Below are 24,220 nucleotides of genomic sequence, written 5' to 3' on the forward strand. Positions count from 1 at the left end.
GAGGGCCCGGCCGAGAGAGCGGTTCGCGGTGATCCCGGCCGAGAGAACGGATTCAGCGCGGTGGGGCCGGCCCAGAGAACGGATTCAGCAGGGTGGGGCCGGCCGAGAGAACGGATTCAGCAGGGTGGGGCCGACCGAGAAAGCGGATTCAGCGGGGTGGGGCCGTGCGGGTCACCCGGGCGACCAGGTCGATCCAGCCGGCCTCCAGGCGCTCCATGGGCATCGCGCACTGCCGGGTCAGATGGTGGATCAGTGCCGGGTCGAGCGAGGCCATCAGCGTCTGGGACAGCAGAGCGCAGTCGGCGTCCGGCACGATCTGCCGCAGCAGCATCGTGACCTGTGTACGCAGGGCAGCGAATGCGGGGTGGGCGAACCGCCGATCCGGCTCCGGCTGGGCGGCCAGCTGCAGATCCAGCTGCTCGGCGGAGCGGTACAGCACCGCCACGCCGAACGCCCGCAGCCGGTCGAGCGGCGGCGCCCCGGGCCCCAGCGGCGGGGGCCCGCACAGGAAGTCGGCCTGCAGCTGCCTGGCGGAGTGGTCCAGCAGGGCCATCAGCAGCCCCGTGCGGTCGCCGAAGCGGCGAAACACCGTGCCCTTGCCGACCTGGGCCGCCGCGGCCACCGCCTCCATCGTCACTCCGCCCACGCCGTGCTCGGCGATCAGCCGGGCGGCGGCCTCCAGCAGCCGGGCCCGGTTGCGGGCCGCGTCGGCCCGCAGGCAGGGCTCGTCGGGAACCGGCCCGACCTCCAGCAACTGAGAGGATTCGAATGGCTCCTGAGGCTCGGGGAGGTGCGGCAGGGCGCTGGTCATGAAGACAGCGTAAAGCATCGGGAAGAAAACTGGACCACGGTCCGGTTAGGGTGATAGAAATCTAAACGGACCTTGGTCCGGATCGTGACCGCGATGTTTCAGCCCCTTGGAGTTCCCATGTCCGTTCGTATCCTCGCGCTCGTCGGCAGCCTCCGCGCCGGTTCGCACAACCGCCAGCTCGCCGAGGCCGCCGTGAAGCTCGCACCCGAGGGCGCCGAGGTCGAGCTGTTCGAGGGCCTCGCCGAGATCCCGTTCTACAACGAGGACATCGACGTGGAGGGCGACGTCCCGGCCCCCGCCGCGAAGCTGCGCGCTGCCGCGCAGGCCGCCGACGCGTTCCTGCTCTTCTCCCCCGAGTACAACGGCACCATCCCGGCCGTCCTGAAGAACGCCATCGACTGGCTGTCCCGCCCGTACGGTGCCAGCGCCTTCGGCGGCAAGCCCGTGGCCGTGATCGGCACCGCGTACGGTCAGTACGGCGGCGTGTGGGCGCAGGACGAGGCCCGCAAGGCGGTGGGCATCGCCGGCGGCAAGGTGGTCGAGGAGATCAAGCTGGCCATCCCCGGCTCCGTGACCCGCTTCGCCGAGACCCACCCGGTCGACGACGCCGAGGTCGCCGCCCAGCTGACCGAGGTCGTGGTGCGCCTGCACGGCACCGTGTCCGAGGCCGTCGCCGTCTGACCGGAGGTTCACCCGCACGGGGCCGGAGCTGCAGCCCACAGCTCCGGCCCCGTCCGCGTTCCCCCGGAATCCGGCCGGCGGCGCTCCACCCGGGCGACACCCCGACCAGCGCCCCACCCGAGGGCCGCTCCGCCCGAGAGGCGCCCTGCCGGGCGGCACCCCGACCGGGCAGCGCACCACCCGAGGCCGCTCCGCCCGAGTGGCGCTCCACCCGAGCGGCGCTCCACCCGAGCGGCGCTCCTTACGGAACCGATCACGGGGGGCCTCGCGGATCCGTTCCGCCGGTCGGCGCCGCGGATCACTCGCCACGGGGTAGGCGACTCCTGACCGCTCACACTCCGCTCCGGCACTCGCCGCGGCGGACCCAGTGTCACCCGAGGAGACGCCATGCCCCTGGTCCCGCCGCCGTTCGATCCGGAACTCGCCTCCGCGCTGGAATCGGTCAAGGACGTGACCACCCCCGGCTTCACCCTGGACGACCTGGACGAGGCCCGGGAGGCCGCCGAACTGCTCGGCCTGCTGGACGTCACCCTGGACGGCGCCTTCGAGGTGGAGGACCGCGCGGTTCCCGGCCCCGAGGGAGCCCCCGACGTCTCCCTGCTCATCTGCCGCCCCACCGCCACGGCGTTCACACCTCCGCTGCCGGTCGTCTACCACGTCCACGGCGGCGGCATGATGACCGGGACCAATCGGGCCGGCGTGGCCGAACCCCTCGGCTGGGCGCGCGAGCTGGGCGCGGTGGTGGTGTCGGTGGAGTACCGGCTCGCCCCCGAACACCCCTACCCCGCGCCGGTCGAGGACGTGTATGCCGGCTGGCTGTGGACCGCCGGGCACGCGAAGGAGATCGGGGGCGACCCGGACCGGATGGTCGTGGCGGGCGCCAGTTCCGGCGGTGGCCTCACCGCGGCGCTCGCTCTGCTCGCCCGGGACCGGCGGGGTCCGCGACCGCTCGGCCAGGTCCTGATGTCCCCGATGCTGGACGACCGCAACGACACCGCCTCCGGCCACCAGATGGCGGGCCTCGGCGCCTGGGACCGCAGCGCCAACGAGACCGGCTGGACGGCGCTGCTCGGCGACCGCCGGGGCGGCCCCGGGGTCTCCCCGTACGCCGCGCCCGCCCGCGCCACCGACCTGTCCGGACTGCCCCCGGCCTTCCTCGACGTCGGCTCCGCGGAGACCTTCCGGGACGAGGTGGTCGCCTACGCCTCCGGCATCTGGCAGGCCGGCGGCGCGGCCGAACTCCACGTCTGGCCGGGCGGCTTCCACGGCTTCGACGCCCTGGTCCCCGAGGCGGCCCTGTCCCGGGCCGCCCGCGCGGCACGAGTGGCGTGGCTGCGGCGGCTGCTCGGCGGGGACCGCCGGGACCAGCGCTGACGTCCGTCGAGCGGGAGCGGCTCAGGCGGGCAGGGGCGCGTCCGGGGCGACGAGGCCTTCCTCCCGCGGCTCGGTCCGGAAGGCGGCCGGGACCGTCTCGGTGAGGGCGGCGACGTCCTGGGCGAGGGGCCAGTCGTGTCGTCGTTCCGCGAGCCGGCACTGGCCGGCCCTGCCACCGCGTGGCAGCGGGCCCCCGGCGGCGACGGCGACGACGGCGACGACCCCTCATACCGAAGACACCCCTGCGCAAACCGTAGGCGCGCCGCCGACATGACGTTACCGTTCGGTAGACATCGTGCCCGGAGCCTCCCGGAGGTGCTCACCCCATGACGCCCGACCGTGCCGCAGGTCTCGCGGAGACCCGACGTGCCCTCGCCGACGGGGAGGTGACCTCGCGGGCGCTGGTGGAGCAGGCGCTGGCCCGGATCGACGCCACCCAGCCGACGCTGAACGCCTTCCGGATCGTGCGTGCCGAGGCCGCGCTCGCCGAAGCGGACGCCGCCGACCGGGAGTTGGCCGCCGGAGTACGCCGCCCGTTGCTCGGGGTACCGGTGGCGGTCAAGGACGACATGGACGTGGCCGGCGAACCGACCGCGTTCGGCTGCCGGGGCGAGTTCCCGCCGGCGGCCGCGGACGGGGAGGCGGTACGGCGCCTGCGCGCGGCCGGTGCGGTCATCGTCGGCAAGACCAACACCTGCGAACTGGGGCAGTGGCCGTTCACCGAGGGCCCGGCGTTCGGCGAGACCCGCAACCCCTGGCACACCGAGCACACACCCGGTGGATCCTCGGGCGGCTCGGCCGCGGCGGTCGCCGCCGGGCTCGTCCCGGCCGCCCTCGGCTCCGACGGCGCAGGCTCGGTGCGCATCCCGGCCTCCTGGACCCACCTGATCGGCATCAAGCCGCAGCGCGGCCGGATCTCGACCTGGCCCCGCGGCGAATCCTTCCACGGCATCACGGTCAACGGCACGCTCGCCCGCACGGTCGCCGACGCGGCCCTGCTGCTGGACGCGGCCAGCGGCAACCACGACCTGGACCCGCACCGGCCGCCCGCCGTGACGGTGGCCGACGCGGTCGGCCGCGATCCGGGCCGGCTGCGCATCGCCCTGTCGCTGAAGCCGCCGTTCACCGCCGTACCCGCCCGTCTCCGGCCGGAGGTACGCGCCCGAGTGGTCGAACTCGCCGAGAGACTGGCCGCGTCGGGCCACCATGTCGAGGAGGCCGATCCGCCCTACGGCCAGATCGGGCTGACCTTCCTTCCTCGCGCCACCGCGGGGATCGCCGAACGGGCCCTCGAGGCACCCGACTTCACGCTGCTCGACCCGCGCACCCGGGGCGCCGCCCGGCTGGGCCGGCTGCTCGGCGGGGCCCCGCTCCGGGCGGCCCGGCGCGCGGAGGCGGTGCTGCACCGGCGGATCGGCGTCTTCTTCCGGTCGTACGACGTGATCCTGGCGCCGACCACGGCGGCTCCCCCGCCCCGGATCGGCGCCCTGTCCGGGCTGAGCGGGTTCGCCACCGACCGCGCGATGATCGCCGCCTGCCCGTACGCCTGGCCCTGGAACGTGCTGGGCTGGCCGGGCGTGAACGTGCCCGCCGGGTTCGTGGACGGCGGCCTCCCGGTCGGCGCCCAGTTGCTCGGCCCCGCCGGCAGCGAGCCGCTGCTGGTCTCCCTCGCGGCCCAGTTGGAGGCGGAACTGCGCTGGCACGAGGTGTGGCCGCCACAGCGGGCGGAGGCCGGCACACCGGCCCCCTGACCGCGTTCCGCCCGTACCCGGTTGGCCATGGTCACCGGGCGGTGCACGCTGGTGCCGAACCGGAGGCGCACGTCGTCGCCCAGCAACTCGCGGAGACGGGCCCGGAGATCGTCCCGGCGGATGCGTCCACGTGCGGCGACGCGACCACATCGTGCCGCTCAACGGGGCGGACGCCAGGGGAGAGTTGCCAGCCAAGGCGCTCACCATGGGCCGCACGGGCCTCGGTCCGGCCCGTCGGCTGCCGCCCGCCTGTCCTTCACCGCGTCCACACGAGTCGGCTGTAGGGTGATCGACGGCATGTGCGGGGCACGGACACAGCGGAGCCGAGGGACACATCAGATGGCGCCACCGCCGACGACGGGCAGCGGACCGTGGGAGGACTCCACGGCGGGCCCGCGCGTGCTGTGCGACACGCGGGCCCTGGTGCAGGCGCCGCCCGCGCCGGCCGGAGTGCTGTGGAAGCTGGCCGAGAGCGGGCGCCAGCTGGACGCCAACGTGGTCCGGCTCCCCCCGGGCGGCCGGATCACGGCCCACACCGAGACGCAGCTGGACGTCATGCTCTTCGTCGTCGCCGGGACCGGTGTGCTAGGCGACGAGCTCTCCGGCGAACCCCAGCCGCTCGGCGAGGGCGCCCTTGTCTGGCTGCCGCGCGGTGCCGCCCGCAGCGTCACCGCCGCGGAGAGCGGCCTGACCTATCTGACCGTGCACCGCCGCCGCCCGGGCATGTGGATCGGCTCGCGGCCGCCCGGCACTCCCACGGCCCCGACCACCGCCGTCCCACCGGAATAACGTGCGTGCCCCGGGCGCTTGTTGCGCTCCGGGCGGGTACCACTAGGGTGCCTTCCGTGAGCACGTCCACCGATGAGAGCATCCCCGGCCGCCCTGGCCGCCACGCCACCACCGAGGCCGACCCGCGGGAGGTCGGCCGGGTACGCACCGAGTACTCCCCCGCCCACGACGGCGACCCGGACCCCGGGGAGATCGTGTGGACCTGGGTGCCGTTCGAGGAGAACGACGGCCGGGGCAAGGACCGCCCGGTCCTGGTCGTGGCCCGAGAGGCGGCAGGAACGTTTCTCGCCGTGCAGCTCTCCAGCAAGCGGCACGACGGCGACCGGGAGTGGGTGGCGATCGGCAGCGGGCCGTGGGACCGCTCGGGCCGCGACTCGTGGGTGGACGTGGACCGAGTGCTGCGGCTGCACGAGGCGGGCATGCGCAGGGAGGCGTGCGCCCTGGACCGGATGCGCTTCGACCTGGTCCGCCGACGGCTCCACGAGCGCTACGGCTGGACCTGACCCTGCCGGCACGCGCTGGGCGCATCCGGCTCGCCTCGTGACGGGCGGCCCGCCGCACGTGAGCCCGGCGCCGGGTGCCGCACGCCCGGACCCCGCCTCGTGCGAGCCGCGCGCCAAGGTGCCGAGGGCCGGTGCGCGCAGCCCGGCGGGGTGCGTCCCGGCCGCCTGCGCACGCGACCGCCCTAACCGAACACCTTCTCGAAAGCCGTGCGGGTCGCGGCGCCCGGCGTCCGGTCCAGTACGCCGAACACCACGTGCTCGAAGGACTGCGCGAACCGGCCCCCGGCGCCCAGCAGCGCCCGGAAGGCGTCCGCGACCTGCGCCGGGTCGTTCTGGAAGACACCGCAGCCCCAGGCCCCGAGCACCAGCCGCCGGTAGCCGTGCGCCACGGCCGTCTCCAGGACCCGCTCGGCCCGGCCGGCCAGCACGGACGGCAGTTCCGCGGCGCGCTCCGGTGCCGTACGCCGAACGACGCCCGCGTTGGGCGCCGCGGCGGTCAGGAAGCCCGCCAGGAACGGCTCCGCGAGCAGGCCGCCGCGGTCGTCGCGGAAGACCGGGACGGCCGGCGAGTGAATCACCCGATCGGTGTAGAAGGGGTCACGCTCGGCCCGGTGGTGATCGTAGAAGCCACGGGCCGCCAGGAGGCAGGTGTGCAGGGCGGAGGCGCGGCACAGGGCCTCCTCCTGGGCCTGTGCGCCGTTCAGGTAACCGCCGCCCGGATTCCGGGCGGAGGCGAAGTTCAGGACGGCGACGGGCGCGCCGGCCAGCCGGCGGGCCGCCTCCAGACTGCTCTCGCCGGTGACCTCGACGACGGGCCCGGTCCGCGGATCCGTCCCGGTGCCGGCCCCGGACATGGTCGGGACCGGCACCGGGACGGGCGGGACCGGAGGAGTCGGCACCGGCGCGGGTCCGAACATCCGCGTGCCGGCTCGGGCCGCCGCGACGGCCGCCGCGATCGGTACCTCCCGCCCGTCCGGCGCCAGGTACCGGCCGGCCGCCACGATCTTCTCCGTGTCCGTGGCGATACCGCGCAGGCGCGCGCTCATGGCGCCACCCCCGTGGACGCCATGTCCGCGGCCTGCGCGATCTCCCCCGTCGTGCTCATACAGGCATCCTGGGTGATGCTGGTCCTGCGGTGCAACGGAGTTTCACCGCCCGCGGAACAGTCCGGAAAACGGGTACGGAAACGGAGATGACCGATCCGGAACGTCCGGAGGGGCACCCTTGTGCGAATCGCCTCGAGGGTTTTGGGTGGAGCGAGTGCCTGCCCGGCCCCCCTCGCAGTACCGGGCCGGTGGCATGGTGGAATCTCAGGAGGATCCCGACATGTCCGATTCACATAGCGACGGCGGTGGCTGTACCGAGCACCTTGTCGCCGTCACCGAGCCTGAGGTGGAGGCCCTCGTCAGGGGCATCTGCTTCAAGACCGGGCCGCCCCGCACCGTCGGGGTGGAACTGGAATGGCTCGTCCACGAGCTGCGGCAGCCGCAGCTCACCGTGACACCCGAACGTCTCGAGGCGGCCTATGCCGCGTTGCGGGCCGTGTCCCTGGGTTCGGCTCTCACCGTCGAACCCGGTGGCCAGCTGGAGCTCAGTTCGCCGCCCGCCGCCTCCCTGATGGAGTGCATCGGCACCGTCTCGGCCGACCTCGACACCGTCCGTGCCGTCCTCGCCGAAGCCGGTCTCGGCCTCGTCGGCATCGGCCACGACCCCTGGCACGCACCCCGCAGGTTCCTGCACCAGCCGCGCTACGACGCCATGGAGGCGTGCCTGGACCGCAACGGTCCGGCCGGCCGGCACATGATGTGCGCCTCCGCCTCCGTCCAGGTGTGCGTGGACGCCGGCCACGAGGAGCCCGGCCCCCTGGGGCACCGGCGGCGCTGGTGGCTGGCCCATCAGCTGGGCGCCGTCCTGGTGGCCGCGTTCGCCAACTCCCCGCTGGTCGGGCAGCGGCCCACGGGCTGGAAGTCCACCCGGCAGCTGGTCTGGATGGAGATCGGCGCCGGCCGGGCGGGCGGCCCCCCGCTGGATGGTGACCCACGGGCCATGTGGGCGCGGCACGTACTGGACTCGCCGGTGATGTGCGTCCGCCGGGAGCACGGGCCGTGGGAGGTGCCCGACGGGCTCACCTTCCGGGAGTGGGCCCGCACCGGATCACCCCGGCCGCCCACCCGGGCGGACCTCGACTACCACCTGACCACCCTGTTCCCGCCGGTGCGGCCGCGCGGTCACCTGGAGCTGAGGATGATCGACGCGCAACCCGGCGACGACGGCTGGATCGTGCCGCTCGCGGTCACGGCGGCGCTGTTCGACGATCCGGCGGCGGCGGAGACCGCGTACCGGATCGTGAAGCCGCTCGCCGAGCGGGCGCTGAACCTGCCCGCCCCGCACAATCCGCTGTGGGCCGACGCGGCCCGGCTGGGGCTCGCCGATCCGGAGCTGCGCGACGCGGCCACCGTCTGTTTCGGGGTGGCCCTGGAGGCACTGCCCCGGCTGGGCGCGTCCCGGCAGGTCGTGGATGCCGTGGCGGTCCATCTGGACCGTTACGTCGCCCGGGGCCGCTGCCCGGCCGACGACCTGCTGGACGGATCGCACCGCACGGACCGGCACCGGTCCGGCCCCGCAGCGGGTACCCGCACCGCCCACGGGAGGAAGGACATCCGCACATGACCGCGCCCGAGACCGGCACGACGACCTTCGGGTCCGGCACCACGACCGTCGGTTCCGGCACCACGGCCGCCGGGTCCGGCACCACGACCGTCGAGCCGGACGCCGACGCCCTGCGCGAGCGGGCGCTGGCCTCGCTCACCACCGCCCGCGACCGCACCACGCTGCTGACCGACTGCGTCGACGAACCGGACCTCACCGCCCAGCACTCCCCGCTGATGTCCCCGCTGGTGTGGGACCTCGCGCACATCGGCAACCAGGAGGAACTGTGGCTGCTGCGGGCCGTCGGCGGCCGGGAGGCGATGCGGCCGGAGATCGACACCCTCTACGACGCCTTCGAGCATCCGCGCGCGGAGCGGCCCTCGCTGCCGCTGCTGCCGCCCGCCGAGGCCCGCCGGTACGCGGCCGAGGTGCGCGGCCGGGTGATGGATCTGCTGGCGGGCGCGGACTTCCACGGCACCCGGCTGACCGAGGCCGGTTTCGCCTTCGGGATGGTCGCCCAGCACGAACAGCAGCACGACGAGACGATGCTGATCACCCATCAGCTGAGGAAGGGACCCCAGGCCCTGACCGCCCCGGACCCGGAGCCGGTAGCGCTGTTCACCGGGCCGGCCGAAGTGCTCGTCCCCGGTGGCCCGTTCACCATGGGCACGTCGGCCGAGCCGTGGGCGCTGGACAACGAACGGCCGGCCCACCAGCGTGAGGTGGCGCCGTTCTGGATCGACACGACCCCGGTGACGAACGGGGCGTACCAGGCGTTCATCGCGGACGGCGGGTACGACACCGAGCGCTGGTGGACGCCGGAGGGCTGGGCGCACATCAAGCGGCACTCCCTCACGGCCCCGCAGTTCTGGCGCCGGGACGCCGGCCAGTGGCTCAGGCGCCGGTTCGGGGTCACGGAGGCGGTCCCGGCCGAGGAGCCGGTGCTGCACGTGTGCTGGTACGAGGCCGATGCCTACGCCCGCTGGGCCGGTCGCCGGCTGCCCACGGAGGCGGAGTGGGAGAAGGCCGCCCGCTTCGACCCGGCCACCGGCCGCTCGCGACGCTATCCGTGGGGCGACGCCGACCCGGCGCCCGAGCACGCCAACCTGGGCCAGCGGCATCTGCGGCCGGCGCCCGCCGGCAGCTACCCGCAGGGTGAGTCCGCGCTGGGCGTCCGGCAGTTGATAGGTGACGTGTGGGAGTGGACGGCCAGCGACTTCCTGCCGTACCCGGGGTTCCGGGCGTTTCCGTACAAGGAGTACTCGGAGGTCTTCTTCGGCTCCGGCTACAAGGTGCTGCGCGGGGGCTCGTTCGCCGTGGATCCGGTGGCGTGCCGGGGCACGTTCCGCAACTGGGACCATCCGATCCGCCGACAGATCTTCTCCGGGTTCCGCACGGCCCGTTCGGAGGCCGTCTGATGTGCCGGCATCTGGCCTATCTCGGGCCCGAGGAGCCGCTCGGCCGGCTCCTGGTGGAGCCGGAGCACAGTTTGTTCCGCCAGTCGTGGGCACCGCGACGGCAGCGCTACGGGACGGTCAACGCCGACGGTTTCGGGGTGGGCTGGTACGCGCCCGGGGACCCGGCGCCGGCCCGCTACCGGCGGGCCGGCCCGATCTGGGCGGACCTGTCCTTCGCCGACCTGGCACGGGTGGTGCGCTCCGGCGCGGTGCTCGCCGCCGTACGGGACGCGACGCTCGCGGGCGCGGACGCCGAGGCCGCGGCGGCGCCCTTCGCGGCCGGGCGGTGGCTGTTCAGCCACAACGGCGCGGTCCCCGGCTGGCCGGACTCGGCGGCACCGCTGGTGTCGGCACTGCCCCCGGTGGACCTGCTGTCGCTGCAGGCCCGCAACGACTCGGCGTTCGTCTGGGCGCTGGTCCTGCACCGGCTGCGCGGCGGCGACGAACCGGCCCGAGCCCTCGGTGAGACGGTCCGCCGACTGGCCGGGGCCGCCCCCGCCTCCCGCCTCAACCTGCTGCTGACCGACGGCACCACGATCGCCGCCACCGCCTGGGGCGACACCCTCTGGTACCGGACGGAGCCCGGTCGCGGCACGGTCGTCGCCTCCGAACCCTCCGACGACGATCCCCTCTGGCAGGAGGTCCCCGACCGCACCGCGCTCACCGCGAGCAGCACCGGTGTGCTGCTCGCCCCGCTGGAGGACCCGGCGGCCGCCCCCGCTCTCGGCTCCGCTCGAGCGGAGGAGCCCACATCGACGAAGGAGCCCTGTACGTGAGTCCCCTGCACGTCACCCGTACCTTCCCCGAGGACGCCACGGACGCGGCCCTGCGCGCCGACGTCCGGCACGGCCTCACCGCCACACCCAAGTGGCTGCCGCCGAAGTGGTTCTACGACGCCCGCGGCAGCGAGCTGTTCGAGCAGATCACCGAACTGCCCGAGTACTACCCCACACGGGCCGAGCGGGAGATCCTCGCCGCCCGGTCCGGCGAGATCGCCGCCGCGAGCGGTGCCCGCACGCTGATCGAGCTGGGCTCGGGCTCCTCGGAGAAGACCCGCTATCTCATCGACGCCCTACCGCTCGCGGCCTACGTCCCGGTCGACGTCAGCGAGAGCGCCCTCACCCAGGCCGCTCAGGCGCTCATCGCCGACCACCCGGGCCTCGAAGTCCACGCGCTGATCGCGGACTTCACCGCACCGCTGACGCTGCCGGCCACCCCCGGGCCCCGGCTGGTGGCGTTCCTCGGCGGCACGATCGGCAACCTGCTGCCGGCCGAGCGCACCGAGTTCCTGACGTCCGTACGAGCCCTGCTCGCGCCGGGCGACGGGCTGCTGCTCGGCACCGACCTGGTCAAGGACGAGCAGGTGCTGGTGCGGGCGTACGACGACGCGGCCGGGGTGACGGCCGCGTTCAACAAGAACGTGCTGGCCGTCGTCGACCGTGAACTGGGCGCCGACTTCGACCTGGACGCCTTCGACCATGTGGCGCTGTGGGACGCCGAGCGTGAGTGGATCGAGATGCGGCTGCGCTCGCGCACCGAACAGACGGTGAAGGTGCCCGCGCTGGGCCTCGCCGTGGAGTTCGCCGCGGGCGAGGAGCTGCGCACCGAGGTGTCGGCGAAGTTCCGCAAGGACAAGGTCGGCACCGAACTGGCCGCGGTGGGGTTCGACCTGACCCACTGGTGGACGGACGACCAGGACCGGTTCGCACTGTCGCTGAGCGTGGCTCGGTGAGTCAGCCCACGTCCGGCTGGAGCGCCTCGGTGATCTTCCGGGACGCCCGGCGCGCCTCCGCCGCCGGGTCCGCCCCGTTCAGCACGCGCGTCATGTACTCCTTGATCGGGTTGTCGGCCTCGACGTCGGCCCACTGAGGGGTGTTGGGGGTCGCCCGCCCGTGCGCCGCGCCCGCGGCCATGGCGGCGACCCCCTCCGCTTCGGCGACCGCGCCGGCGAGCGTGGTCTTGTTCGGCACGTAGTTCATCGCCCGGGCGAGTTCGGTGTCCCACTTGGCGTCGGTGAGCGCCCCGACGACGGCGGTCGCGGCGAACTGGTCCTCGGTGTTCTGCGGTACGACCAGGTCGGAGCCGCCGGTGAACACCGTGCCGGGCCGGCCGGCGCTCCGGCCGGGTACCGGGAAGAAGCCCAGCTTGTGCTCCAGTTCCGGGTTCTGTTGCACGATCGACTGGGCGAGGCCGGGTACCGCGACGATCTGTGCGACCTTGCCGCCGGCGAACACCCCGGCCTGGGGCGGGTGTTCCTCGTCGGCGTCCACCGGTCCCGTGCCCAGCGCCTGCAGGCGCCGGTAGTAGTCCATGCCGCGCAGCGCGGCCGGAGTGTCCAGGGTGCCCTGCCACTCGTGGTCCTTCTCGCGGGCGAGGTCGCCGCCCTCGTCCCAGATGAAGCCGGAGAGCGTGTACCAGTCCTGTCCGGCGAGGTAGATGCCCTGATCGCCGGCCGAGTTCAGCTTCCCGGTGTCGGTCAGCCACTCGTCGCGGGTCTTCGGTACACGGGTGATGCCCGCCCGTTCGAAGAGATCCTTGCGGTAGATGACGACCCGGTTGGCCGCGTACCAGGGGATGCCGTACTGCTTGTTGCCGTCCTTGCCGGGCTGGGCGAGGCCGGGCAGCCACTTCTCCTTCCCCCAGTCGCGCATCGACTCCAGGGTGAGGTCGACGAGCCGGCCGCCGTCGGCGTACAGCGGCACCTGGGTGTTGCCGACCTCGATGACGTCCGGGCCGTCCCCCGAGCCGTCCGCGAGCGCCCCCCTGACCTTCTCGACGATGCCGGTCCATTCCTGGATGCGGATGTCCAGGCGCAGGTCCTTGTGGGTGCTCTCGAAGTCCTCGGTGAAGCGGTGCAGGAACTTCTCGGAGGCGCTGTCCTTCATCAGCCAGACCGTGACGGTCTTGCGCTCGTGCCCGCCGGGGAGCACCCCGCAGGCGCTGACGAGGGATCCGGCGACACAGATGAGGGCGAGCAGACGACGTCTCACGAGGGGTCCTGTTCTGTCTGGCCTGGACGGTGCGGACAGGGGTGGGCGCCCGGTCGTGGGGGGACGAACACATGCGTTCGTACGGGTGTGCTGGGATTTTGGTATGGACCAATGCGCGGGGTCAAGGGCTGCCCACGGTCCGCCGACGACGACGACGCCGTGCGGGCCGGACGCGGATGCGGCACCGTGGAGTACGGCGTGACACGAGAGGAGCACCCGCATGTCGAACCACACGTACCGGGTCACCGAGATCGTCGGCACCTCGCACGAGGGCATCGACCAGGCCATCCGCAACGGCATCGCCCGTGCCGACCAGACTCTGCGCAACCTGGACTGGTTCGAGGTGACCCAGGTCCGCGGGCAGATCGAGAACGGACGGATCGAGCACTACCAGGTCGGCCTGAAGCTGGGCTTCCGCCTGGAGGACGCCGACTGAACCGTCAGGTACGCCCCTCGCCCTCCTGCGCCTGACGGAGCGCGGCCGACTCGGCGGCCCAGCGGGCCCGCACCACGGTGAACCCCGCGCGTTCGGCGTCGTCGCACACCAGCTCGTCGTCGTCCACGAGGACCCGCACCGCACGGTCGCGGGCGAGGCGGCGCAGGATCTCCAGCTTGGTGAACCGGGCGGGCCTGCGGTCGGCGTTGCCGCGCATGTGCACCCGCCCCTCGGGCAGCCCGTGGGCCGCGAGCCACTCCAGCGTGTCGCGGCGGCACCGCTCGGGGCGGCCCGTGAGGTAGACGACCTCGCACTCCCGGGCACTCTCCAGCGCCAGCGCCACCCCCTCGGCGAGAGGCGGGTCCGCGGGCGCGGCCGCGAAGAAGGCGGCCCAGTCGCGCGGCCGGCTCTCCAGGTGGTGCTGCCGGTGGGCGGTGTCGGCGAGGGTGTTGTCGAGGTCGAACACGGCGAGCGGTCGCCTGCTGCTGTCGGTCACCCCGACAGCGTAGTCAGGCGGCAGCGGCGCCGGACACGGCGCCCGCCGCGGGAATCCCGGGCGGCCCAGAGCGTTGAACCCATCGTGAGCAGCACCGTGAGCGGCACTCCGAGCAGCACAGGCATCAGCGGGACCCGGTTCTCGGTCCTCGACCGCTCCCGCACCCGGGAGGGGCACCCGCCCGCCGAGGCGCTGCGGGACACCGTGGCCCTGGCGCGGGAGGCGGAGCGGCTCGGCTATCACCGCTTCTGGGTGTCGGAGCACCACGGCGTGCCCGGGGTCGCCGGTTCGGCGCCGACCGTGCTCGCCGCGGCGGTCGCGGGCGCCACCCGTACGATCCGCGTCGGCACCGGCGGGGTGATGCTGCCCAATCATCAGCCGCTGGTCGTGGCCGAGCAGTTCGGCGTCCTGGAGTCACTGTTCCCGGGGCGGATCGACATGGGCCTCGGCCGTTCCGTGGGCTTCACGGAGGGGGTGCGCAGGGCGCTCGGCCGGGACAAGGGCGACGCCGGGAACTTCGCGGCGCAGCTGGACGAGCTGCTGCAGTGGTTCGCGGGCGGTTCGCCGACCGGGGTGCACGCCCGACCCGCGGAGGGCCTCGACGTGCCGCCCTTCGTGCTGGCGACCGGCGAGGGCGCGCGGATCGCGGCCCGCGCGGGTCTGCCCGTGGTCATCGGCGACCTGCGCGGCCGGGACCGGATGCTGCGCGGCATCGACGAGTACCGGTCCCGGTTCCGGCCCTCCGCCTGGGCGGCCGAGCCGTACGTGGTGGTCTCCGGGACGATCGCGGTGGCCGGCACCGAGGAGGAGGCCCGGCGGCTGCTGGTCCCGGAGGCCTGGTCGATGGCGCACTCGCGCACCCACGGCACCTTTCCGCCCCTCGCCCCCGCCGAGGAGATCCGGGCCCGCACGATGACCGCCAGGGAACGGGACTTCTACGAGGCCGGGCTCGCCGGCCACCTGGCCGGCACCGCGGAGCAGGTCGCCGACGGGCTGCGGACGCTACTGGAGGAGACCGGCGCCGCGGAGGTCCTGGTCACCACCAGCACCTACGACCGCACGGCACTGCTCGACTCCTACCGGCGGCTCGCCGCGCTCTTCGCACCGCAGGGCTGATCCGGCGACCGCGGCGCCGAAGCCGCCACCGGAGCGCTGACCGGCTCGAGATGCGAACCCGGCGGGGCCCGGTGACCCTGGGAGGGAAACCGCAAACGACGAGGAGGGCTGCCATGTCCTTCATGGACAAGATCAAGGGCATGCTCAAGGGCCATGAGGGCATGGCCGACAAGGGCATCGACAAGGGCGGCGACTACGTCGACCAGCGCACCGGGAACAAGTACCAGTCACAGGTCGACACCGGGCAGGACAAGCTGAGGGACGAGTTCGGCACCCGCCGGGACCCGGGCAACCCTCCGCGGCCGTAGCACTCGGGGGCGGATAGAGTTCCCCCACGATGCACAGCCCCCACGACCCGTACGTCCGCGTCCGCGGCGCCCGCGAGCACAACCTCAAGGGCGTCGACGTGGACATCCCGCGGGACGTACTGGCCGTGTTCACCGGTGTGTCCGGCTCGGGCAAGTCGTCGCTTGCCTTCGGCACCATCTACGCCGAGGCCCAGCGGCGCTACTTCGAGTCGGTCGCACCCTACGCGCGCAGGCTGATCCACCAGGTCGGGGCGCCCGAGGTCGGCGAGATCAGCGGGCTGCCGCCCGCGGTCTCGCTGCAACAGCGGCGCTCCGCCCCCACCTCGCGCTCCTCGGTGGGCACGGTCACCAATCTCTCCAACTCCCTGCGGATGCTGTTCTCCCGTGCCGGGCGGTACCCGCCGGGCGCCGAGCGGCTCGATTCGGACGCGTTCTCGCCGAACACGGCGGCCGGCGCCTGTCCCGGGTGCCACGGCCTCGGCCGGGTGCACGAGACGACCGAGGAGTCGCTCGTCCCGGATCCCTCGCTGTCCGTCCGTGAGGGCGCCGTCGCGGCCTGGCCGGGCGCCTGGCAGGGCAAGAACCTGCGGGACATCCTCGACACCCTCGGCTACGACGTGGACCGGCCCTGGCGCGAACTGCCCGCCGAGCAGCGCGAATGGATCCTGTTCACGGACGAGCAGCCGGTCGTCACCGTACATCCGGTCCGGGACGCCGACCGCATCCAACGGCCCTACCAGGGCACGTACATGAGCGCCCGCCGATATGTGCTGAAGACCTTCTCGGACACCAAGTCCGCGACGCTGCGGGCGAAGGCGGAGCGCTTCCTGACCAGTCGGCCCTGTCCGGCCTGCGGGGGCAGCCGGCTGCGGCCGGAGGCGCTGGCGGTGACCTTCGGCGGCCGGACCATCGCCGAGCTGGCCGCGCTGCCGCTGAGCGACCTCGCCGCAGTGCCGGCCGGCACCTCGCGGACGGCCGGGGTCCTCATGGCGGACCTCGGGTCCCGCATCGCCCCGGTGGTCGAACTGGGCCTCGGCTATCTGAGCCTGGACCGGGCCACCCCCACCCTCTCGGCGGGCGAGCTGCAACGGCTGCGGCTGGCCACGCAGTTGCGTTCGGGGCTGTTCGGCGTGGTGTACGTGCTGGACGAGCCGTCCGCCGGTCTGCACCCGGCGGACACCGAGGCGCTGCTGACCGTGCTGGACCGGTTGAAGGCGGCGGGCAACTCGGTGTTCGTCGTCGAGCACCACCTGGACGTCGTGCGCGGCGCCGACTGGCTGGTGGACGTGGGTCCCGGCGCGGGCGAGCACGGTGGCCGCGTGCTGTACAGCGGGCCGCCGGCGGAGCTGGCGTCGGTGCAGGAGTCGGCGACGGCCGCGTTCCTCTTCGACGAGGCTCCGGGACCGGCACGTGAGATCCGCGAACCGCGCGGCTGGCTGAAGGTCGGTCCCGTGACCCGGCACAATCTGCGCGCGGTGACGGCCGAGTTCCCGGTGGGCGCGTTCACCGCCGTCACCGGGGTCTCGGGTTCCGGGAAGTCCACGCTCATCGGCGAGTTGACGGAGGAGCTGGCGGGCGTGGACCGGCTGGTCCGGGTGGACCAGAAGCCGATCGGACGCACTCCGCGTTCCAACCTGGCCACCTACACGGGCCTGTTCGACGTGGTCCGCAAGGTGTTCGCCGGCACCGGGGAGGCGCGGGCGCGCGGTTACGGGCCCGGCCGGTTCTCCTTCAACGTGCCGGGCGGTCGCTGCGAGGCCTGCCAGGGCGAGGGGTTCGTCGTCGTCGAGCTGCTGTTCCTGCCGAGCACGTACGCGCCCTGCCCGGACTGCGGCGGCGCCCGCTACAACCCCGAGACGCTGCGGGTGACCTACCGGGGACGAGACATCGCCGAGGTGCTCGACCTGACGGTGGAGGCCGCGGCGGAGTTCTTCGCGGACATCCCGGCCGCGGCCCGGAGTCTGGGCGCCCTGCTCGACGTGGGCCTCGGCTATCTCCGCCTCGGCCAGCCGGCGACCGAGCTGTCCGGCGGCGAGGCCCAGCGGATCAAGCTGGCGAGCGAGCTGCAGCGCGGCCGGCGCGGTCACACCCTCTATCTGCTGGACGAGCCGACGACCGGGCTGCATCCGGCCGACGTCGAGGTGCTGATGGACCGGCTGGACGGGCTGGTGGACGCCGGGCACACGGTCGTGGTGGTGGAGCACGACATGACGGTGGTCGCGGGCGCCGACTGGGTGATCGACCTGGGGCCGGGCGGTGGCGGCCGGGGCGGCCGGATCGTGGCGGCCGGCCCCCCGCAGCGGGTGGCGCGGGCGGCGGACAGCGCCACGGCGCCCTACCTGGCGCGGGTCATGTCCTGAGCGGTGGGTGGGGCGGTCCGCGCGGGCACCGGCCGGCCGGCGACCAGGGCCGCATGGGTCCAGGCCGGCTCGGGCGTGACCGGCTGGGCGGCGCGGGCCAGGGCACGCCGGTCGGGATGGGTGCCCGGCGGTATCGGCGGCCGCACCTCCACCTCGGCCACCAGACCCCGGGTACGGGCCACCCGCCACAGGGAGGCGAGCAGGGTGTCCTCGCCCACGAACGCCGCCGCGGTGCCGGCCGCGCCGTCCTGCTGCCGGTAGCGCAGGCGCACCGGCTGCACGGGCACACCCGCGTCCAGCGCCGCCTGGAAGACGGCCCGGCGGAAATGCCCCTGGGACCGCCCGCACCAGGTGCTGCCCTCAGGGAAGGCGGCCACGGCCCCGCCCTCGCGCAGGGCGTCGGCGATCCGGGCGACCGTGCCCGGCAGGGCGCGCAGCCGGTCCCGCTCGATGAACAGGACGCCGCCGCGCGCGGCCAGGGCGCCTGCCACCGGCCACCGGCCGACCTCGCTCTTGGCGAGCATCCGGGCCGGGCGTACGGCGGTCAGCAGCGGGACGTCCAGCCAGGAGACGTGGTTGGCGACCAGCAGCAGCCCGCCGGGCGGTGCGGCGCCACCACTCACGCTGACCCTGACCCCGACGGCACGCACGATCATCCGGCACCACCTGCCGATCCACTCGGCGGATATCCTCCGCCCCAGGCGGGGGCTCGCCCGGCCGAGCAGGGACACCACTGCCCCGGCCAGCACCAGCGCCGTGACCGCGGTCAGCCGCAGTACGGCACGGGGTACGGCCACGGCGGTCCGGGCCGGGTCCACGCAGGCGCCGGGGGTGCAGGGCGCGCTGGGCAGCCAGACGCTCATCACGCCGGGACGAGCGAGAGGAAGTGCCGCAGATAGCGCGCGTCGACCCGGCGCATCGACAGCAGCACGTACAGGTCGGCGACCCCGAACCCGGGGTCGTGCGCGGGCTCGCCGCACACCCAGGCGCCGAGGCGCAGGTAGCCGCGCAGCAGGGCGGGCAGCTCCGGGCGGCCGGGCACGGGAGGGGCCGTGGGCCCGGCCGTGGCCGCGGGGCCGGGGATCCAGGGCAGCAGCGGCCGTACCCGGAACTCCTCGGGTGCCAGGTGCTTGGCGCGCACCCGCTCCCAGGTCGCGGCGGCGAGGGCGCCCCCGTCGGCGAGCGGCACCGAGCAGCAGCCGGCCAGCCACTCGTGGCCCCGGTCGACCATGTAGCGCGCGATGCCCGCCCAGATCAGGCCGATGACGGCGCCGTCACGGTGGTCGGGGTGCACGCAGGAGCGGCCGACCTCGACCAGGCCGGACCGGATCGAGGCGAGCGGGCCGAGATCGAACTCGCCCTCGGAGTAGAGGCGGCCCGCGGTCGCGGCCCGCTCCGGGGGCAGCAGCCGGTAGGTGCCGACGACCTCGCCGGTGGCGCCCTCCCGGATGAGGAGGTGGTCGCAGTAGGCGTCGAAGGCGTCGATGTCCAGGCCCGGTTCCGGACCGTCGAGCCGGGCGCCCAGCTCCCCGGCGAACACCTGGTGGCGAAGGCGCTGCGCGGCCCGGACGTCGTCCTGGTCACGGGCGAGCGTCACACGGTAACCGGAACCGTCGGGCGGGGCGGCGAGGGCGGGGGGCGAGGCGGGCATCGCGGTCATGGGGGTCTCCTGCGCCGAGCGGAAGCGTGCGGAAAACTGCACCTGCTTTCTTCCGCGGCAGGCTGGCCTCGGCGTGTCCGCGGCGGGACCCGGGGATGTGCGCCTGCTGAATGACGGGAGTCGGCGTCCGGCCCGCCGGATGCCTGGTGGGACCGGGTCGGAGCACCACGCCCGGTCCCACCCGCCCGCCCTTGCGGCGAACGATCAGTGCGGTTTCACCGCTTCGCGGCCTTCCGGGTGGCCCGCAGCCACTCCTTGTTCATGCTCGTGATGGAGACCAGCGGGATCCCCTTCGGGCACGCGGTGGCGCACTCGCCGGCCAGGGTGCAGCCGCCGAAGCCCTCCTCGTCCATCTGCGCCACCATGTCGAGCACGCGCGTCTCCCGCTCGGGGGCGCCCTGCGGGAGCACGTTCAGATGGTTGACCTTGGCGGAGGTGAACAGCATCGCCGCCCCGTTGGGGCAGGCGGCCACACACGCCCCGCACCCGATGCACTCGGCGTGCTCGAAGGCGAAGTCGGCGTCGGCCTTGGGAACCGGTGTGGCGTGCGCCTCCGGCGCGGAGCCGGTGGGCGCGGTGACGTAGCCACCGGCCTGGATGATCCGGTCGAACGCGGACCGGTCGACCACCAGGTCCCTGATCACCGGGAAGGCGGCGGCCCGCCACGGCTCGACGTCGATGGTGTCGCCGTCCTGGAAGGACCGCATGTGCAGCTGGCAGGTGGTGGTCCGCTCGGGTCCGTGCGCGTCGCCGTTGATGACCAGCGAGCACGCCCCGCAGATGCCCTCGCGGCAGTCGTGGTCGAAGGCGACGGGCTCCTCGCCGGAGAGGATGAGCTGTTCGTTGAGGACGTCCAGCATCTCCAGGAAGGACATGTCGGGCGAGATGCCGTCCACCTCGTAGGTGGACATGGTGCCGTCGGCGTCGGCGTCGTGCTGCCGCCAGACGCGCAGGGTGAGCTTCATGCGTAGCTCCGCTGGGTGGGATGGACGTACTCGAAGACCAGGTCTTCCTTGTGCAGGACGGGCGACTCGCCGGTGCCGGTGAACTCCCAGGCGGCCGCGTAGGAGAACGCGTCGTCGTCGCGGGCCGCCTCCCCTTCGGGGGTCTGGGACTCCTCGCGGAAGTGGCCGCCGCAGGACTCGGCGCGATGCAGTGCGTCGAGGCACATCAGCTCGGCGAGTTCCAGGTAGTCGACGATGCGGTTGGCCTTCTCCAGCGACTGGTTGAACTCCTCGCCGGTGCCCGGCACCTTGATCCGCCGCCAGAACTCCTCGCGGATCTGCGGGATGCGCTCCAGCGCCTTGCGCAGGCCGGCGTCGGTGCGGGCCATGCCGCAGAACTCCCACATCAGTTCGCCGAGTTCGCGGTGGAAGGAGTCGGGGGTGCGGTCGCCGTCCACCGCGAGCAGCAGGTGCAGCCGGTCCTCGGTCTCCGCCAGCACCTCCTGCACCACCGGGTGTCCGGAGGTCACCGGCTCCTGGTGCGGGTTGCGGGCCAGGTAGTCGTTGATGGTGGCCGGCAGGACGAAGTAGCCGTCGGCCAGGCCCTGCATCAGCGCCGACGCGCCGAGCCGGTTGGCGCCGTGGTCGGAGAAGTTGGCCTCGCCGATCGCGAACAGGCCGGGGACGGTGGTCTGCAGGTCGTAGTCGACCCACAGGCCGCCCATGGTGTAGTGCACGGCCGGGTAGATCCGCATCGGCACCTCGTACGGATCCTCGTCGGTGATCCGCTGGTACATGTCGAAGAGGTTGCCGTACCGGGCCTCGACGGCCTTGCGGCCCATCCGCCGGATCGCGTCGGCGAAGTCGAGGTAGACGCCCTGCCCGCCGGGGCCGACCCCCCGGCCCTCGTCGCACACGTTCTTCGCGGCGCGGGAGGCGATGTCACGCGGCACGAGGTTGCCGAACGAGGGGTAGACGCGCTCCAGGTAGTAGTCGCGCTCGTCCTCCGGGATCCGGTTCGGCGGCCGGTCGTCGCCCTTGGCTTTGGGCACCCAGATCCGGCCGTCGTTGCGCAGCGACTCGCTCATCAGCGTGAGCTTGGACTGGTGGTCGCCGGTGCGCGGGATGCAGGTGGGGTGGATCTGGGTGAAGCAGGGGTTGGCGAAGTAGGCGCCTCGCCGGTGCGCCCGCCAGACGGCGGTCGCGTTGGAGTGCATGGCGTTCGTGGACAGGTAGAAGACGTTGCCGTAACCGCCGCTGGACAGCACGACCGCGTCGGCGAAGTACGTGTCGATCCGGCCCGTGACCAGGTCGCGGGCCACGATTCCGCGGGCCCGGCCGTCGACGACGATCAGGTCCAGCATCTCGGTGCGCGCATGCATCTCCACGTTGCCCGCGGCGATCTGCCGGGAGAGCGCCTGGTAGGCGCCCAGCAGCAGCTGCTGGCCCGTCTGGCCGCGGGCGTAGAAGGTGCGGGAGACCTGCACACCGCCGAAGGAACGGGTGTCGAGCAGGCCGCCGTACTCGCGTGCGAACGGCACGCCCTGGGCCACGCACTGGTCGATGATCTCCACCGAGATCTGCGCGAGCCGGTGCACGTTGGACTCGCGGGCCCGGAAGTCGCCGCCCTTGACGGTGTCGTAGAACAGCCGGTGGACCGAGTCGCCGTCGTTGCGGTAGTTCTTCGCCGCGTTGATCCCGCCCTGCGCGGCGATGGAGTGCGCCCGGCGCGGGGAGTCCTGGTAGCAGAACTGGACGACGTGGTAGCCCTGTTCGGCGAGCGTGGCGCCCGCGGAGCCGCCCGCGAGGCCGGTGCCGACGACGATGACGGTGTGCTTGCGCCGGTTGGCCGGGTTGACCAGCTTCGCCTCGAAGCGGCGCTTGTCCCAGCGCTCGTGGATCGGGCCGGAGGGCGCCTTGCGGTCGGTGACCGGTGCACCGGTCGGGTAGTTCACGTATGCGGTCATGGGTCAGCTCACCACTCCGGTCATGACGCCCACGGGTACGGCGACGAAGCCGGCCGTGAGCAGCAGCGCGAGGACGTCGGCGAAGGTCTTCAGGAAGCGGTCACGGGCCCGGCTGCCGACGCCGAGGGTCTGGGCGGCGCTCCAGAAGCCGTGCCGGATGTGCAGTCCGAGCGCGAGCATCGCGACGATGTAGATCACGTTGCCGTACCAGGTGGAGAAGGTGTCCACGACGTTCCGGTACGGGTGCCCCTCCTGGAAGCCGCCCGAGTGCACGGTGCCGGTGGTCAGGTCCAGGATGTGCCAGACGACGAACAGCCCGAGGATGATCCCGCCCCAGCGCATGGTGCGGGTCGCGTAGCTCGCCCTCGGCTTCTTGTGCACGTACTTGCTGGGCCGCGCCTTCAGGTCACGGCGGCTGAGCTGGTAGGCGGAGGTGGCGTGCGCCAGCACGGCGACGACGAGGACGATCCGGATGAGCCAGAGCGTCCACTCGTAGTGCATGAAGGGTTCGCCGATGGTGCGCAGCCAGTGGGCGTAGTGGTCGAACTCGCCCGCCCCGAAGAAGATCTTCAGATTGCCGATCACGTGGGCGACCAGGTACATCAGCATGATCAGGCCGCTGACGGCCATCACCGTCTTCTTGCCGACGGAGGAGTCCCACACGGTGCGTGCCATGGACGGCCGTCGGTCCGTCCGCGTTGCCAGAGCCATGGAACAGCACGCTAGGCCCGACGAGGCCGATCGGTCCAAGACATGGTCCAGCTGGTTTCCATAGGTTCAAGCTATCCTGCCTGGATGCAGTTCCAGCAGCTTCAGTACTTCGTGGCCGTCGCCGAGACCCGGCACTTCACCCGGGCCGCCGAGCTGGTCCATGTCGCCCAGCCCTCGCTGTCGCAGCAGATCAAGACGCTGGAGCGGGAGCTGGGCGCCGATCTGTTCCTGCGTGCCCGGGGCAACATCACGCTCACCGACGCGGGCGAGGCGCTGCTGCCGCTGGCCCGGCGGATCCTGGCCGACGCGGACACCGCCCGGCACGAGGTGCAGGAGCTGGTGCAGCTGCGCCGGGGGCGGGTCAGGCTCGGGGCGACCCCGAGCCTGTGCACGGGTCTGCTTCCGGACGTCCTGCGCGCCTTCCACGACCGCTACCCCGGCATCCGGCTGCTGATCGAGGAGGGCGGCTCACACGACCTGGTACGCGAGCTGGCTCGCGGCGCGCTCGACCTGGCGCTGGTCGTGCTGCCGCTGCCGACGCCGGCACCCGCGCTGAGCACGGTGGAACTGCTGCGGGAGGACCTCGTGGTGGTGTCCTCGCCGGAGGCGCCGGCGCCGGGCACCTCCGGAGCGGGCCGGCGGGTCGTGCGCATCGGGGACCTGGAGGGTGAGCGGCTGGTGATGTTCCGGCACGGCTACGACCTCAGGGAGCTGACCGTCGCCGCGTGCCGCTCCGCGGGGTTCGAGCCGGACTTCGCGGTCGAGGGGGGCGAGATGGACGCGGTGCTGGGTTTTGTGCGGGCGGGGCTGGGGGTGGCCGTCGTGCCGCGGATGGTCGCCACGCGGGCGGGGCGCGGACTGCGGGTGACGCCGCTGGCCCGGCCGGGGCTGCATCGGACCATCGCGCTGGCCCACCGCAGCGATGTGGCTCCGCCCCGGGCCGCACGCGAGTTGCAGCGGATGTTGCTGGAGCGGTGAGGGTGACTGCTGTGCGCCGGCCGCGGTCGCGATGCCGGTGCGGGTGCGGGTGCGGCTCCGGCTGCGTCCGCGTGCGCGTCCGCGTCTGCGGTGGGAGCGCCGTGGCGGGACGCGGGTGCGTCGTGGCTGGTCGCGCAGTTCCCCGCGCCCCTGGGGTGGTGGCGCTCGGCGGAGTCGAGAGGCTCGGGGCGTCGGGGCCCGGGGGGGGGAGGCCGCGGTCGGCGGAGTTGAGGGGCTCG

General features: G+C 73.4%; 23 protein-coding genes. 14 read left to right on the plus strand and 9 right to left on the minus strand.

All coding sequences use genetic code 11. The features are described from left to right. Positions 1-148: 148 nt before the first annotated feature. Positions 149-829, minus strand: coding sequence for a TetR/AcrR family transcriptional regulator (locus tag ACGFT2_RS03800; protein WP_393273154.1), 681 nt, complete (start codon positions 827-829; stop codon positions 149-151). Between the two features lie 99 nt (positions 830-928). On the opposite strand from ACGFT2_RS03800, the gene ACGFT2_RS03805 reads away from it, so the two are divergent. The 5 genes from ACGFT2_RS03805 to ACGFT2_RS03825 all read left to right on the plus strand — a co-directional run bounded on the left by ACGFT2_RS03805 (position 929) and on the right by ACGFT2_RS03825 (position 5,909). Further along, positions 929-1,492: an NAD(P)H-dependent oxidoreductase gene (locus ACGFT2_RS03805; protein WP_393273156.1), complete on the plus strand. Its 564-nt coding sequence runs from the start codon at positions 929-931 to the stop codon at positions 1,490-1,492. 387 nt (positions 1,493-1,879) lie between these two features. After that, entirely contained in the window at positions 1,880-2,866 is a 987-nt protein-coding gene (locus ACGFT2_RS03810) for an alpha/beta hydrolase (RefSeq protein ID WP_393273158.1), read from the plus strand. Positions 2,867-3,192: 326 nt separating this feature from the next. Continuing rightward, positions 3,193-4,617: an amidase gene (locus ACGFT2_RS03815; RefSeq protein WP_393273160.1), complete on the plus strand. Its 1,425-nt coding sequence runs from the start codon at positions 3,193-3,195 to the stop codon at positions 4,615-4,617. A gap of 339 nt (positions 4,618-4,956) precedes the next feature. After that, positions 4,957-5,406: a cupin domain-containing protein gene (locus ACGFT2_RS03820; protein ID WP_393273162.1), complete on the plus strand. Its 450-nt coding sequence runs from the start codon at positions 4,957-4,959 to the stop codon at positions 5,404-5,406. Positions 5,407-5,462: 56 nt separating this feature from the next. Further along, the gene (locus ACGFT2_RS03825) at positions 5,463-5,909 is read left to right on the plus strand and encodes a type II toxin-antitoxin system PemK/MazF family toxin (protein ID WP_393273164.1); all 447 of its coding nucleotides are present in this window, start codon (positions 5,463-5,465) and stop codon (positions 5,907-5,909) included. A 182-nt stretch (positions 5,910-6,091) separates the two neighbouring features. Here ACGFT2_RS03825 and ACGFT2_RS03830 read toward each other — a convergent pair whose 3' ends face one another. Beyond that, entirely contained in the window at positions 6,092-6,955 is an 864-nt protein-coding gene (locus ACGFT2_RS03830; RefSeq protein WP_393273166.1) for a TIGR02452 family protein, read from the minus strand. A 280-nt stretch (positions 6,956-7,235) separates the two neighbouring features. On the opposite strand from ACGFT2_RS03830, the gene egtA reads away from it, so the two are divergent. From egtA to egtD, 4 genes are read left to right on the plus strand one after another with little or no spacing between them, the layout of a single operon-like run. Continuing rightward, a complete protein-coding gene (egtA, locus tag ACGFT2_RS03835; RefSeq protein ID WP_393273168.1) occupies positions 7,236-8,579 on the plus strand; it encodes an ergothioneine biosynthesis glutamate--cysteine ligase EgtA in 1,344 nt (447 codons plus the stop codon). Next, complete coding sequence (gene egtB / locus ACGFT2_RS03840; RefSeq protein ID WP_393273169.1) at positions 8,576-9,976, plus strand: ergothioneine biosynthesis protein EgtB; 1,401 nt, start codon at positions 8,576-8,578, stop codon at positions 9,974-9,976. Before egtA ends, egtB begins: the two co-directional genes overlap by 4 nt. Next, complete coding sequence (gene egtC, locus ACGFT2_RS03845; protein WP_393273171.1) at positions 9,976-10,791, plus strand: ergothioneine biosynthesis protein EgtC; 816 nt, start codon at positions 9,976-9,978, stop codon at positions 10,789-10,791. The genes egtB and egtC overlap by 1 nt, the downstream gene beginning before the upstream one ends. Then, entirely contained in the window at positions 10,788-11,747 is a 960-nt protein-coding gene (egtD, locus tag ACGFT2_RS03850; protein WP_393273173.1) for an L-histidine N(alpha)-methyltransferase, read from the plus strand. The genes egtC and egtD overlap by 4 nt, the downstream gene beginning before the upstream one ends. Before the next feature lies 1 nt (position 11,748). On the opposite strand, the gene ACGFT2_RS03855 is transcribed toward egtD, so the two are convergent. Beyond that, positions 11,749-13,005, minus strand: coding sequence for an extracellular solute-binding protein (locus ACGFT2_RS03855; RefSeq protein WP_393273175.1), 1,257 nt, complete (start codon positions 13,003-13,005; stop codon positions 11,749-11,751). 220 nt (positions 13,006-13,225) lie between these two features. Here ACGFT2_RS03855 and ACGFT2_RS03860 point away from each other — a divergent pair, with 220 nt between their 5' ends. Continuing rightward, entirely contained in the window at positions 13,226-13,441 is a 216-nt protein-coding gene (locus ACGFT2_RS03860; RefSeq protein ID WP_393273177.1) for a dodecin, read from the plus strand. 4 nt (positions 13,442-13,445) lie between these two features. Here the strand turns inward: ACGFT2_RS03860 and ACGFT2_RS03865 are convergent, their stop codons facing one another. Continuing rightward, a complete protein-coding gene (locus tag ACGFT2_RS03865) occupies positions 13,446-13,937 on the minus strand; it encodes a hypothetical protein (protein ID WP_393273178.1) in 492 nt (163 codons plus the stop codon). Positions 13,938-14,021: 84 nt separating this feature from the next. On the opposite strand from ACGFT2_RS03865, the gene ACGFT2_RS03870 reads away from it, so the two are divergent. From ACGFT2_RS03870 to ACGFT2_RS03880, 3 genes are all read left to right on the plus strand, one after another. After that, positions 14,022-15,053, plus strand: a complete 1,032-nt coding sequence (locus tag ACGFT2_RS03870) for an LLM class flavin-dependent oxidoreductase (RefSeq protein ID WP_393273179.1) — start codon at positions 14,022-14,024, stop codon at positions 15,051-15,053. A gap of 113 nt (positions 15,054-15,166) precedes the next feature. Continuing rightward, a complete protein-coding gene (locus ACGFT2_RS03875) occupies positions 15,167-15,361 on the plus strand; it encodes an antitoxin (RefSeq protein ID WP_393273181.1) in 195 nt (64 codons plus the stop codon). 29 nt (positions 15,362-15,390) lie between these two features. Further along, positions 15,391-17,721, plus strand: a complete 2,331-nt coding sequence (locus tag ACGFT2_RS03880) for an ABC transporter (RefSeq protein WP_393273183.1) — start codon at positions 15,391-15,393, stop codon at positions 17,719-17,721. Here the strand turns inward: ACGFT2_RS03880 and ACGFT2_RS03885 are convergent. The 5 genes from ACGFT2_RS03885 to ACGFT2_RS03905 form a co-directional block, all read right to left on the minus strand. Then, on the minus strand, positions 17,697-18,584 hold the full coding sequence (locus ACGFT2_RS03885; RefSeq protein WP_393273185.1) for a lysophospholipid acyltransferase family protein: 888 nt from the start codon (positions 18,582-18,584) through the stop codon (positions 17,697-17,699). The two genes, ACGFT2_RS03880 and ACGFT2_RS03885, sit on opposite strands and share 25 nt — an antisense overlap. Next, entirely contained in the window at positions 18,584-19,381 is a 798-nt protein-coding gene (locus ACGFT2_RS03890; protein WP_393273187.1) for a GNAT family N-acetyltransferase, read from the minus strand. The genes ACGFT2_RS03885 and ACGFT2_RS03890 overlap by 1 nt, the downstream gene beginning before the upstream one ends. A gap of 215 nt (positions 19,382-19,596) precedes the next feature. Continuing rightward, positions 19,597-20,346: a succinate dehydrogenase/fumarate reductase iron-sulfur subunit gene (locus tag ACGFT2_RS03895; RefSeq protein WP_393273189.1), complete on the minus strand. Its 750-nt coding sequence runs from the start codon at positions 20,344-20,346 to the stop codon at positions 19,597-19,599. Beyond that, a complete protein-coding gene (locus ACGFT2_RS03900) occupies positions 20,343-22,292 on the minus strand; it encodes a fumarate reductase/succinate dehydrogenase flavoprotein subunit (RefSeq protein ID WP_393273191.1) in 1,950 nt (649 codons plus the stop codon). The genes ACGFT2_RS03895 and ACGFT2_RS03900 overlap by 4 nt, the downstream gene beginning before the upstream one ends. 3 nt (positions 22,293-22,295) lie before the next feature. Then, positions 22,296-22,967 carry a succinate dehydrogenase gene (locus ACGFT2_RS03905; protein ID WP_393273193.1) on the minus strand — a complete coding sequence of 224 codons (672 nt, stop codon included), beginning with the start codon at positions 22,965-22,967 and terminating at the stop codon, positions 22,296-22,298. A gap of 120 nt (positions 22,968-23,087) precedes the next feature. Between ACGFT2_RS03905 and ACGFT2_RS03910 the strand changes: the two genes are divergently transcribed. Continuing rightward, entirely contained in the window at positions 23,088-23,981 is an 894-nt protein-coding gene (locus ACGFT2_RS03910) for a LysR family transcriptional regulator (RefSeq protein ID WP_393273194.1), read from the plus strand. Positions 23,982-24,220: the final 239 nt, after the last annotated feature.

Source organism: Streptomyces sp. NPDC048514 (genome assembly GCF_043199955.1).
Taxonomy (GTDB): domain Bacteria; phylum Actinomycetota; class Actinomycetes; order Streptomycetales; family Streptomycetaceae; genus Streptomyces.